Origin of the sequence: Olsenella intestinalis, assembly GCF_023276655.1 — a bacterium.
Classification (GTDB): Bacteria; Actinomycetota; Coriobacteriia; order Coriobacteriales; family Atopobiaceae; genus Olsenella_J; species Olsenella_J intestinalis.
Map to the genome: position 1 here is coordinate 1,411,792 of NZ_JALGRK010000001.1, position 13,722 is coordinate 1,425,513.

The 13,722-nt window shown below is 67.5% G+C and carries 5 protein-coding genes; all 5 read left to right on the forward strand.

Annotation, left to right across the window (positions count from 1 at the left end):
- Positions 1–5,637 (forward strand): InlB B-repeat-containing protein, encoded by a 5,637-nt coding sequence (locus tag M5D76_RS05275; protein ID WP_248922329.1) that lies wholly within the window; start codon positions 1–3, stop codon positions 5,635–5,637.
- 290 nt (positions 5,638–5,927) lie between these two features.
- Complete coding sequence (locus tag M5D76_RS05280; protein ID WP_248922330.1) at positions 5,928–6,629, forward strand: LytR/AlgR family response regulator transcription factor; 702 nt, start codon at positions 5,928–5,930, stop codon at positions 6,627–6,629.
- 2 nt (positions 6,630–6,631) lie between these two features.
- Positions 6,632–7,975, forward strand: coding sequence for a sensor histidine kinase (locus M5D76_RS05285; RefSeq protein WP_248922331.1), 1,344 nt, complete (start codon positions 6,632–6,634; stop codon positions 7,973–7,975).
- Between the two features lie 274 nt (positions 7,976–8,249).
- Entirely contained in the window at positions 8,250–9,407 is a 1,158-nt protein-coding gene (locus M5D76_RS05290; protein WP_248922332.1) for a GGDEF domain-containing protein, read from the forward strand.
- A gap of 122 nt (positions 9,408–9,529) precedes the next feature.
- The coding region (locus M5D76_RS05295; RefSeq protein WP_248922333.1) for an InlB B-repeat-containing protein at positions 9,530–13,722 on the forward strand (4,193 nt) is incomplete at its 3' end.

Below are 13,722 nucleotides of genomic sequence, written 5' to 3' on the forward strand. Positions count from 1 at the left end.
ATGACTCCATCACGCAACGTGCGTCAGATTAGGGCGCGCGCCCGCCGGGCGCTTGCGTGTGCGCTCGCGGTCGTCCTTGCGGCTGCGCTCGTGCCCGACGCGCGGGCTCTCGCCGCAGGCACCTACGACACCTTCGCCCCCGGCGAGGTGCCCGACTACATCCTGCGCTACGACGAGTCGCTCGGCGCCTACGTGATCGACATCGACGCCTGGAACCGACTCACGCCCGAGCAGAAGGCCCTCTTCGACGTCGACTTCGTGATCGAGAACAACCAGACCACGGGCGAGACGCGCGTGGTCGAGAATGGCCAGGAGGGCTATCACTTCGGCGCCGAGGACGGGCCCGAGTACGTCCCCGAGGAGGCGCCGTCAGACCCCGAGGCCGCCCGCCCCATCCTCGACGAGCCCGCCGAGAAGGGCGACGCCACCTCGGCTCCCGCCGATTCCGGGGCTCAGCCCGCCTCGGTGGACCTCGCCAGCAAGCTGGGCGTCGCGTCTGCGCAGGGGGGTGCTCCCGACGAGAACGGCGAGCTTGCCGACGGCTCCGAGGGCGACGGGCCCGCGCTCGCGGGCGCGGCCGCCGAGGGTCCCGACGAGCTCTCAGAGCAGGAGGAGGGAGACTTCGTTGGCCTTGCGGCGGCGCTTGCGCAGGGCGAGTTCGGCTCGGGGCTCCTCCCGCAGGCCGCCGAGGGCTCCGACGTCACCAACTTCGGCTACACCGGTGCGATGCAGCCCTTCGTCGCGGACGCCTCCGCCGACTGGTCGGGTGACGCCCAGACGGGTGCCGAGCACGACGTCGGCTACTGGAAGCTCCAGGTCTATGGCGCCCAGGGTGGCAGCGGCAACTCGAACGCCACCAAGGGCGGCTACGGCGGCTATGCCGAGGGCGTCGTGCGCCTCGAGGACGGCATGGGCCTGAGCGTCTACGTCGGAAGCCAGGGCAACGCGCCCGCCGCCGGCTGGAACGGCGGGGGACAGGGCTACTACGGCACCAAGGTCAAGTACAACCAGTACGGTTGCGGAGGCGGTGGCGCCACCGACGTCCGCATCGGGGGAGAGACCCTCTACAACCGCCTCATCGTCGCAGGCGGAGGCGGCGGCAGCTTCCGCGGTTACGCCGGATACTGGAGCGGCTACCACCGTCGCACCGAGGGTCGCGGCGGCGACGGCGGCGGCGAGAGCGGCGGGCAGGGCCGTGCCGTGGCCTGGGCAAACCCGGGCGGCGGCGGTGGCACGCAGTACGCCGGCGGCGCAGGTGGCCAGGGTTCCAAGAAGTACGGATATGCCGGCACCTTCGGACAGGGGGCCGCGGCCCCCACGAGCGTCGGCAAGCCCGGCGCGGGCGGCGGTGGCGGCTGGTGGGGCGGCGGCTCTGGCGGCGGCGGCACCAAGAACGCCGGCAAGTACAAGGCAACGGCCGGTGGCGGAGGCTCCGGCTTCACCTACGTTGGCCAGGACATGAGCGAGCTCATCCCCGCGAGCGGCGCCTACCTGGTAGACCCCTCCTACGCGCTCATCGGTGCCTCCATGAAGGTCGGCCAGCGCTCGGGATCCGGCTATGCCACGATCACCCACCTCGCGTGGAACACGACCTTCGACGCCAATGACTCCCAGGGCACCACTCGTGCCACGGGTGAGGGCAAGAGCCGCGACAAGACCTACGTCACGTCCAACGAAGGCACCACATACTATGCGGCCTACACGATCCCCGGCGACACTCCCGAGACCTGCGGCTACTCGAGGCCTGGCTACACCTTCGCGGGTTGGAACACGGCCCCCGACGGCTCGGGAGAGAGCTACACGGGCGAGCCGATGCTCATCTCCTCCGACATCGTGCTCTACGCGCAGTGGGAGCCCAACATCTACGAGGTTGCCCTCGACAACGCCGACGCGACCCAGCTCGGCACGTCGGTGGTCTTCGAGAAGTTCGACACGGGCCTCTTCGCAGACGCCTCGTGCGAGCATGCGCTTGCGCCCGAGTCGTTCTCGAAGCCCGTTCGCGCCTACAATGTCTCCTTCGAGCCCACGGGTGGACGCACTCCCTCAACCTCGCTCACGGCCGAGTACACCTTCAAGGGTTACTACACCGAGGCGGGCGGTGCCGGCACGAAGATGATCGACGCAGCGGGCGCCCCCACGGGCGACTTCGGTGTGACCACCATCTACGACGAGGGCGCGACCCTGCATGCCGACTGGACGTCCGGCTCCGTCACGCTGCCGGCACCCACGCGCGACGGCTACTCCTTCGAGGGGTGGTACGCGAGTTCCGATGGCGGCGCGACCCTCGGCGAGCGCATCGGCGGCGCGGGGGAGCCCTACACGCCCTCCTCGGACGTCACGCTCTACGCCCGCTGGGTGCCGCTCATCTATCGCGTCGACCTTGACAACGCCGGCGCCTACGACAGCCAGTCCGGCGCAATCTCCGACTACGACGCCGCACACGCCGCGGGCATGGGCACGGGGAGCGTCTTCGAACAGTATGCGACGAACATCCTCGACGCGGACGGACGCGACGCCTCGGGCGCGCCGCTTGGCTCGCCCATAGACTCCGTGACCGCCCCCAAGCAGGTCTACCAGGTGCGCTACGAGCACATGACGGGCACCGACACGCCGTCGCCCGCCCTTCCTGCCGCCCAGACCTCCTCCTATGCGTTCAAGGGCTACTTCACGGCCGAGTCGGGCGGCACCAAGCTCATCGACGGCTGCGAGGGCGGCGGCCGTGCCGCGCTCACGGACGCCCTCAAGGCGGGAGACCTCTTCCTCTCCGACACGACCCTGCACGCCCAGTGGGACCAGTCCAGCGTCACCCTTCCCGAGATGGCTCACTGGGAGGGTCATAAGTTCGCCGGCTGGGGCACCCAGCCCTCGGGCAGCCTCACCTTCCTGCGCGAGGGGCAGTCCTACACGCCCGTCTTCGACGAGTCCCGCGGCACGGGGGACGCGACCCTCTACGCCTACTGGAAGATCAACACCTACGCCATCGACTACTTCGGCGTGGAGGAGGCCGTCGGCTTCAACCCGCCCGGTGCCGTTGCCACCGGCGAGGAGGACACCGGCGTCAAGTACAACGTCACCTTCACGGTCCCCAACCCCGTGCGCCCCGGCTACGAGTTCATCGGGTGGCGCATCGAGGACATGGACGACATCGAGCACACCATCCAGGGCGAGAAGACCCATGACACGACCTTCGAGGTCACCAAGGCTAATGGCAGGCTCTCGCCGGCTGGTACCTCCCTTTGCAACCTGCGCGAGGACGACGGCGTCCTCAAGATGACGGCACTGTGGCAGCCCAAGGTCTACCCCGTGACCCTTGACGACACGGGCGGCGCGGGCGGCTCGGGCACCGTCTTCGAGGAGTACGCGACCAACGTCTGGAAGACGCGCAGCGGCACCGAGGGCGCCTACACCTATGCGGATCCCCTGCACCACGCCACGGAAACCGCCGAGAAGGGCACGGTCTCCGTCCCCGCCAAGTCGCGCTCCGTCGCCTGGCGCCTGGACTCCGTCCTCGACGGCGAGACGCTCGCGCCGGACACCTCGCATGCGACCATGGACGGCGGCGCCATGCGCCAGACCGACACGGCCGACTATCGGTTCCTCGGCTACTTCGACCGCGCCCAGGCGGGCATCATGCTCGTGGACGATCGCGGCTCGGTCGCGCAGGACGCCTTCGCCACCACGCTCTTCGAGGGGGACGGCGAGCACCGCATCTTCGCGCAGTGGGAGAACCCGGGCGTCAAGCTTCCCCTCATTGACGGCGTGCCGTACCTGCGCCACATCGGCTGGAACACGGCTCCCGACGGCTCGGGCGACTCGCTGCTCCCGGGAGACACCTTCTATCCCGAGGCTGTCGAGCCCACGCCGCTCTATGCCCAGTGGGACAAGCCGACCTACCCGGTGACCTACGACGCCAACGGCGGCGTCGGAGCACCCGCCCCGGGAGTCAAGAGCCACAACGTCGACCTCGCGGTCACGACCGACGCACCCACCTGGGGACTCGAGTACTACCCGGGCCCGATTCTCGACTTCGACGTCAACTGCACGCCCGGCGAGGGCCAGAGCGCCTCGACCGGCGTCGCCGGCGACCACATGGCCACCGTCATCACGCGCACCCATGACTTCGTCTCGTGGAACACCGAGCGCAAGGGCGGCGGCACCACGTTCGCGCCCGGCGCGGCATATGCGGCCAACGCCGCGGCGACGCTCTGCGCCCAGTGGAAGGTCACCGACACCGTGGGTGCCGTCCAGCTGCCGCAGGCCACGCGCACCGGCTACACCTTCGACGGCTGGTACACGAGCTCCGACGGCGGCGCGACCCTCGACACGCGCGTCGGCGACGAGGCCGGGCGCTACGCTCCTCTCGCCAACGAGACCCTCTACGCCAAGTGGGTGCCCAACGCCTACAAGGTCGCCTTCCACGACGGCGACGCCACGCTGGGGGAGAGGAGCCTCACCTACGACTCGGCGGCGCCGCTTCTGACCGGCGTGCGCCAGGGCCCGGGCACGATCTCGGCCAACGAGCTCACCGCCACGCGCGAGGGCTGGACCTTCGCGGGCTGGGAGAGCCGTCCGGGCGGCTTCGAGGTCGCCTACCAGGCCGCCGAGGAGGTCGTCAACCTCACCGACGCGCCTGCGGGAACGGTCGACCTCTACGCGCTCTGGCAGCGTGACGTGACCTTCGTCGGCGGCGTCGAGGGCGAGCTTTCGCCCACGTCGGAGTCGGCCGCCGCGCCCTCCGGCGACGCCGGTCGCATCCGCACCCAGGCCGACCAGGCCGCCACGGACGCCGTCACCATCCGCCAGCTCGGCGACGCGAGCGGATCAACGTCCGTCACCGCGCCCCAGATCGCCGCGATCGACGGCTGGGACGCCGCCGGTTGGCTGCCCTCGACCTCGGCCACCGCGGCGAGCGTCGCGCTCGCGGGCGAGACCTTCGTCCCGACCGACGTCGCGACCTTCTACGCCGGCCACGCCCGCCAGGTCGAGCTCGCCTACGACGGCAACGGCGCGAGCTTTGGCGAGACCGCGCCCTCGCTCGACACCCAGCGCTACAACGTCTCGGGCGACATCACCACGCCGGCGCTCGTGCTCGCCCCCAACGGCTTCACGCGCGACGACTTCTACTTCGACAAGTGGAGCATGGGCAACCCCGCCGAGACCGTCCACGACTGGACCCCGCAGGTGGAGGAGGCGCCCCGCGCCACGGCGCTGGCCGAGTGGGCATCGCTCGACGACGTCGTGCCCGCCGGCTACTACACCATCAACTACGACCCCAACGGCGCCTCGGGCCACATGGACTCGCGCACCGTCGAGTACGCCGACGCCGTCAACCTCGACGCGCCGACCTTCACGCTCGAGGGCGCGACCTTCAAGGGCTGGAACACGGCACCCGACGGAACCGGCGAGTTCTTCGACGACGGCGAGCTCGTCGCCATGCTCGCCAAGCCCAACGAGTCGATCACGCTCTACGCCCGCTGGAACCTGCCCGCGCGCGCCGTCCCCACCGACGTCGACGCGCAGGACGGCTCCGACACGCCCAAGACCTCCGACCCCACGACGCTGGCCGCTCCGCTCGCGCTCCTGCTAGCGGGGGCCGCGCTCGCGGTCATCGGGGTGCGCAGGCGCAGGCGCGAGTAGGCGCATTGCGGCCGTGGCCGCCCGGGCGCTGGGCTCGAACGTCGCGCCTGCGGCGCGAACTCGCCCAGTACCCGGGTGGGCCACGCCGGGCATCTGTCTGCACGTCCCGCGTGTCGTGGCGTGACCGTTCTGTTTCATCCTGGCGTACGGGAGCGCACATCTCGGTTGCCGGTTTGCTTGCGTGCGTGCACGGTGGGGCTTCGGGTCGTACAATCGACGTGTCATCTGGCAATCGATTGGCTATCATTTCTGATATGAGAATCGCAATCGCAGAAGACAACCTGTACGACATGCGTGACCTTCGGACCTTGCTCGATCACTTCCTTTCGGTCCGCGGGGTGGCTGCCACTGTCGACGCGTTCCGGACCGCCGACGACTTCATCGCCACGCTCGACTCTCAGCGCTATGACCTCGCTCTTCTCGACTGCTACCTCGACGAGGCGGGGATGGTGCCCGACCCCGACGCGAAGACCGGCCTCGACGCCGCCCGTGCCATCCGCGAGCGCGACGGCGAGTGCGCCATCATCTTCATCACCTCGAGCCGCGACTTCGCCGTCGAGAGCTACGAGGTCCAGGCGCACGGGTACCTGCTCAAGCCGGTCGCCTACGACGAGCTGTCTGCGGTGCTCGACCGCTACTTCGCCCAGCGCACGCCCTGGAGGAAGGTGACGCTCGGCGGCGCCTCCTTCGACCCGGGCACGCTTCTCTGGGCCCGCTCGGCGGGGCACTACCTCGACATCCATACGACCGACGGCAAGCCCCAGCGTGTTAGGGCGACGTTCGCGCAGGCGGAGGGCGAGCTCACGGGTCTGAGGCAGTTCTACTCGCCCGCCCGCGGCTACCTGGTCAACCTCGACATGGTCGAGCGTCTGGACGGCTCGGACCTCGTCCTTAGGGGAGGAGAGCGTGTGCCCGTGAGCCGACGCAACCTCGTGCAGGCGCGCGCCGCGTGGTCCGACTGGGTTGCCAGGCGCGAGGGGCGATCGATCTAGCCATGGTGAGCCTTGCGAACATCCTCCTTTCGGTGAGCACCGAGCTGGTCATGGTCCCGACGGCCTACCTGACGCTCGCCCCCATGCGCTTCTCGGAGTGGATCTCGGGCAAGGCGTTCGCGTTCCTCATGGCGCTCTCGGTCGTCGGCGGGGTGGGCTGCGGCGTCGCCTACGCCCTCGTGCCGAGCGTTCGGCTCGCGCTCTTCGTCTCGTCGAGCCTCGTGTCGCTTCTCATCCTGGTGCGGGTGAGCAGGATACGCCTGCGGTCGATCCTCTACATCTTCTTTACCGCGGAGTTCTTCATCTGCTCCGTCAGGATCCTGGCCGGCATCGCAAGCTTCTGCCTGAGGCCCTCGAGCTATCAGGGTGGGGTCCCCTCGTGGGAGGCCCATGTCATCATGTGGGCCCTGCTGATCCTGTTCACCCTCGTGTTCCGCCCGGTCTTCATCGAGCGCATCTCCTTCATCATCGAGAACTGCGAGAGCGGCCGCGCCCCCGATACGCTGTGGCGCTTCGGCTGGCTCCTTCCCTTTTCCTGCTACCTCGTCGTCGTGCTCGCCCTTGACACGGCGCCCGACCAGATCGCGAGCGCCAGCCAGCTCGCGTTGACGCTGTTCCTGCAGGTCGTCCTCCTGCTGCTCTACTACACGATCGTCGACTTCGAGTATCGGCTCATGCGCAGCGCCCGCGACGTCGAGGAGAACCTCAACCGCCAGCACCTCCTGAGCCTGCAGCTGCAGCAGAACTCGATCATGAAGGACCGCATCGAGCAGGCACGACGCGCCCGCCACGACCTCCGCCACTTCAGGGGGGTCGTCGGCATGTACGCGCGAGAGGGCGACCTCGACGGCCTCGTGGAGTATCTCGGCGAGCTCGACGCCATCTCGGACGACGACCCCCTGGTCTGGTGCGAGAACCAGGTCGTGAACGCCATTGTCGGGCACTACGTCTCCAAGGCCCGTGCCCTCGGCGCCGACGTCAAGGTCGAGGCCTCCGTCCCCGAGGATCTCCCGCTCTCCGAGATCGCCCTCACCACCGTCGTCGGCAACGTGCTCGAGAACGCGGTCACCGCCCTCGAGCATGCCAAGGGGGAGGGCGACGTGCGCCTTGCGATGTCGGTGGTGATCTCCGTTCGCGACAACTCCCAGTTCACCCTCGACGTGAAGAACACGTACGCCGGCAAGATCCTGCGAAACGGGCAGGGGAGGCTCCTCTCGACCAAGCATGAGGGCGTCGGCGTGGGCACCGCGAGCGTCATCGCCCTGGCCGAGCAGGCCGGCGGCTTCGCTCGCTTCGGGAGCGAGGGCGGGCTCTTCCGTTCCTTCGTCCTGCTGCCGCTCTCGTAGGGACTCCGTCACAACGGAAAACTTTTATATGCAAGGCGCCGTCTTGCCCTCTTCGAGCTTGCGTTTGCGCATGCGTCGCCTGCACGGTTCTGGTTCTTTTCTGGCATCTTTGTGACCTGCTGGCGCGAGCGGTGCCGAAATCTGGCACGAACGGCACCTTTTTGGCACGAACGGTCACCTTCGCCGCACATCTCGAAGCCCACCCACGCCGAGAATAAAAAACTGAGTATTTGTGTCTCGCCCATGAGCGAAGACGACGAGGGAGGTGGAAGACATGTTCGTGCCCGAGACGTGGATGGCCGTCGACGCCATCTCCGCGTGCATCATGATCGTGCTGGCCGTGGCCTCGCGCGACGGGTCCGTGCTGCGCGAGCGCCAGCGCAGGGTCTTCCGCTATGCGCTCGTGGTCTTCCTCCTCTTTACCGCCATGGACGCCCTCGTCCACCTCACGGGCGTCGACCCCGTCGTCTCGCTCGGCCTCGCCTACGCATCCCACGTCTTCACCGCCGTGTGCGTGCTCTCGTGCCTGGTCTATGCGGCCACCTGCGTCGAGCGCCGCCAGGGCATCCCCATGGTGCTCGCCGTCATGCTCGTCGTCTTCGGCGTAGCCGACGTCGTGCTGCTCGCGCTCAACGCCTCCTTCGGCTGGCTGTTCGTCGCGACCCCCGGTGGCGGCTACGAGCAGGGCTGGGCCTGGTGGGGCCAGGCGGCCTACCTTGCCCTGTGCGTCATGGCGACCGCAGTCTACTACGCGGCAGCCCGCGTCCGCGTCAACCGCCGCACCTCGCGCTCGCTGCTCGCGTTCGTCGCGATCCTCCTGGCCGGCATCGGCTGCCAGCTCCTCGTGGCCCAGGTCATGGTGCTCCCGGCCTTCTTCGCCCTCGCGGCGCTCGTTCGCTATGCGGACGACCAGGTCGAGGCCCTCAAACTCGACTACCTCACCGGCCTCTCCAACCGCGTGGCCCTCGACGCGAAGCTCTCGCGCCTCGTCGCCAACGGCTACTCGTTCGGTTGCCTCTACATCGAGGTCGACGACTTCTCCCACGTCGTCGAGAGCCGTGGTCGCGTGGCCGCCGACGCCCTGCTCGCAGAGTTCGCGGCCATGCTCTCCGGCTGCTTCCGCATCAACGACACCATCGCCCGCTACTCGGACGGCAGCTTCTTCGTCGTGATCGAGTCCTGCGACGAGCAGATCCTCTCCTCGATCTCCTCCCGCGTCGCCGGCGTCGTGGCGCGCCGCGCGGCCGACGGCACCCTGTCGTATCCCGTCGAGGCCTCCATCGGCTCGGCGGTCTTCGAGCACACCGACCTTCCCGACGAGCTCGACGCCGCGGCATGCGACGCCGCGCTCGTCTCGTACCTCGCCCGCCTCGAGGAGGCGGTCCAGTCCGACCGCGAGCAGAGGAGGATCCTGCGCGAGAACGCCCTTTGAGCCATCCCCGGCGAGCCGGGGGTTGCCCAAACGACGCTCTCACCAAGAAAAGAGACGTCTGACCTAGTGCCAGGGGTGTTCGGAGGACACCCCTGTAGTAGTGGAAAGGTGTGGCAACCGTGTTGACGAAGAATCGAAGCGAAGAGACAGCGGCCGAGCTCGACCTCGGCCAGCGCGTCGCATCCGGCAGGAGGCGCGCACGCGTCTGGGCCAACAAGGCCGTCTCTGTCATGTGCGCCGTCACGCTCGTGTGCGGGCTCGTCCCCAACGTGGCGCTCGGCAGCGACAGGGCAGCCGGGCAGGAGGCCCAGGCCGTGACCGCGACCGCGACCGCGACCGACGACGCCCAGGCGACCGTCACCCAGACGACCGCCGGCCAGGCAGGCGACTCCCAGGCCGCCCAGACCAAGGCGACCGAGCCCGCAAAGTCGGACGCCCAGGCCACGGACGCCGCCAAGAAGGACGACGCCGAGAAGAGCGTGGCGTACCCCGCCGTCACCTTCCCGACGCAGCACGCCAACGGCGTGGCCGTCGACGTCTCCGCCCCCGAGGGCGCCCTTCCCGAGGGCGCGACCCTCAAGGTGACGGGCGTCTCGTCCGAGGACGTGCGCGGCACCGTCGCGGACGCCGTCTCCGAGGACGTCTCCGCCAGCGAGATCGCCGCGGTCGACATCTCCTTCACCTACACCGACCCCAAGACCGGCCAGGAGAGCGAGGTCGAGCCCAAGAGCGACATCTCCGTCAAGCTCGCCGCCGACTCCATCCGCGACGCGCGCTCCAACGCCGAGTCCAAGGTCGACGTCGTCCACATCGCCGACACCGGGTCCGCCGAGGTCGTCCCGTCTTCCTCCACCGCAGACGACCAGGTCCAGATCTCCTCCAAGGACTTCTCCGTCTACGCCATCGTCACCCAGGTCACCCCGCGCCTCACCGTCAGGTTCGAGAACGGCGCCGCCGAGGCGCCCTCGATGATCGTCAAGGCCGACGACACCGCCGACGAGGTCGCCCAGATCGTCCACGACCCCGGCGTCGAGGGCCTCGCCCCCAACGAGGTCTTCACGGGCTGGACGACCGATCCCAACTACACCGCCGACACGCAGCTGCTCACCATCGAGCAGGTCCGCGAGGCCGCCATGGCCAAGGCCGACCAGATCACCTCCGACGAGACGGTCACCTACTACAAGGCCACGGCCAAGCGCTACAAGGTCAACTACGTCGACGAGAAAGGCGTCTCCCAGGGCACCGAGACCGTCGAGGTCCCGGGCAACTCCGCCACCGGCGAGGGCACCTACACCGTCAACATGGGCTACACCCCCGACAGCTCCGAGCGCGCCTTCGAGGGCTGGCTCGTCGCCGAGGGCAAGTCCAACGTCGTCGGCTACGAGGAGGGTCACCTCTACAAGAACGGCGACTCCGTCACCATTAAGGGCGACGTCGAGTTCCGCGTCAGCGAGCCCTACGGCCGCTGGCTCGTCTTCGAGGAGAACGGCAAGGGCGCGACCTACAACGCCCCGCAGTTCGTCAAGTCCGGCGAGACGACCTCCAAGCCCTGTGACGACTCCGCGATGGTGCGCTACGGCTACACCTTCGGTGGCTGGTACTCCAACAAGGAGTGCACGGGTGCTCAGTTCGAGTTCGGAAAGCAGCTCAACGAGGCCAAGACCGTCTACGCCAAGTGGATTCCTAACACCAACGCCAACTACACCGTCATCATCTGGAAGCAGAACCTCGAGGGCGACGGCTACGACTTCGAGGAGGCCGTCAACCTCTCCGGCCGCGTCGGCACCACCGTCAACACGGTCTCGAAGCAGGGCGACGGCGACAGCGCCTACGCCAGCGTCAACGGCACCAACAAGCAGTACACGGGCTTCCACCTCAAGGACTTCGACCAGAACGTGACGATCGCCACCGAGGGCAACTCGATCGTCAACGTCTACTACAACCGCAACGAGATCACCCTTAACTTCAACGTGTACGAGTACGCGTATGTACCCACGTCAAGCAATAGGGGTACGCAGTATGGCCTGGTAAATGGCGAGTATGTTGATCTTTATCGATCGGGCGGCACGTGGTATTACGGATACTGGGAGCGATACAGCGGCCAGCGCTATACATATGAATTGGGATGGCACGAGTACAAGACCATGAAGGGTCTCTACGGTCAGGGCCTTTCTGAAGAGGGGTTCGAGTGGCCCACTGAGTACAACTGGTATGACGGCCACAACAATCAAGGTGAAGGCACCGGTACGCGCACGACCTTCCTGGACGCCTTTCTCCCCAGCGATGGCTCCTCTACGGTCGATTACTACGGCGAGGAACCGCCCTCGGATCAGAACAACACGATCAACTTCTTCAAGCAGAAGTCTGATGGTGACGGATACGAACTCGCAAATACGGTGACTACCACTGCGGGCAGTTTCTACATCTCCGACAAGTACAACGGCTTCACCGCTGACCACTATTCCGTTGACTTCGGCGCCGACGTGAACGTTGGTACGAAGGCCTCCAACGGTTACTACAATGGCGGTAAGTCTGTCAGCTATAACGATAGGCTCGATGTCTACTTCGACCGCAGCTCCTACAAGCTGAACTACATGGACGGCCTCTGCGTCGACGGCAACGGCAACACCCTCGACGAGACCAACCTCGGCCAGCTGAGGGACGCCGATACCTTCGCGTATGGCGCCGACGTCTCGTCTCACAACAAGGGCGCCGCCGACTACTTCCAGCCGACGCGCGAGGGCTTCGCGTTCGAGGGCTGGTACTCCGACCCCGAGTGCACGCACCCGTACACATTCACGACCATGCCCGACGGCGGCATCACGGTCTATGCCAAGTGGCGCCAGGTCCAGTATCGCGTCTTCCTGCACCCCAATGCCGGCACCCAGCAGAGCGATCCCAGCCTCGACTGGGGCTCCGCTAGCCAGGACATGAACTTCCGCGTCAGCCACGGCGGAACCATCTCGCTGCCCAACACGGCTCTGCGCGACGGCTACGACTTCGTCGGCTGGTACTCCGACGCGGCCTGCACCAAGGTCTTCAACTCCGACACCAGGCTGACCGACGCCATGGCGTCGCCCTACAACAAGGCGACCGACTACACCGACGTCATGGACCAGTGGGGCAACATCTCCAGCGCCGAGACCGCCTCCAACAGCGACGCCACCGGCTTCAACGGCGGCGACCGCTTCTGGATCACCAAGCGCGTCGACGTCTACGCCAAGTGGCGCTCCGTCCTGATCGGCGCCGACGGCATCAACGTCCTCTACGACGAGAACGTCGCCGAGGGCGGCAAGGAGGGCAGCAAGCCCACCGACACCTCCTTCTACGCCGACTCGGCCAACGTCACCGCCGGCGCCGCGGCCCAGCCCGCCGATTCCTCCAAGAAGTACTTCAAGCACTGGGTCGTCCAGCACTGGAACAAGGACACACAGGCCTACGAGGACACGTCCACCACGGTCCAGCCCGGCGGCACCTTCGAGATCAGCCAGAGCGACGCCCGCGTGGTCGAGCGCGAGGGCAGCACGCCCGAGAACCCGCTCAACACCTACACCGTCCGCCTGAAGGCGGTCTGGGGCGACGTCGAGCAGAGGACCCCGACCCACATCGACTGGTACGCCAACTACGGCACCGAGAACGACGGCAAGGGCCAGCTCTATCACTCCGACCAGGACGTCAAGATCAACGACGGCGTCGACATCGTCGCCGCCCCGAGCCGCGAGGGCTACACCTTCGTCGGCTGGACCAAGACCAAGGGCGGCACCAAGGCCGACTTCCTCTCCTGGGACGGCGAGAAGTACACCACCACCGTGGACGGCGAGACCCACGTGGTCACGCAGGTCGCGGCCGACGAGAAGCAGCCCTACGACGACCTGTACGCCGTCTGGCGCGCCAACCTGACCGTCAGGATCGTGGGCAACACCAACACCGTCACCTACAACGCGCAGGAGCAGTCCGTCTCCGGCTACACCGTCACCTACAAGGTGGCTGACCAGGCCGAGACGAGCGTTGCCCCCTCTGGCGTCAGCGTCACCCTCAAGCAGGGCAAGGAGGCCATCGCCAAGGGCACCAACGCCTCCGACGAGAAGTACATGATGGGGCTCACCCTTGCTGACTTCGAGGTTTCCGCAGCCGACTACAACTACGACGCCTCCGACGCGGCCAACTCCTACACGGACGGATGGCTCAAGATCACCAAGAAGGCCGTCACCGTCAAGGCCGACGACAAGACCAAGACCTTCGGCGACGCCGACCCCGAGCTCACCGCGAAGGTCGAGGGCGCCGACGCGGGCCAGATCAACTTCACGCTCGGCCG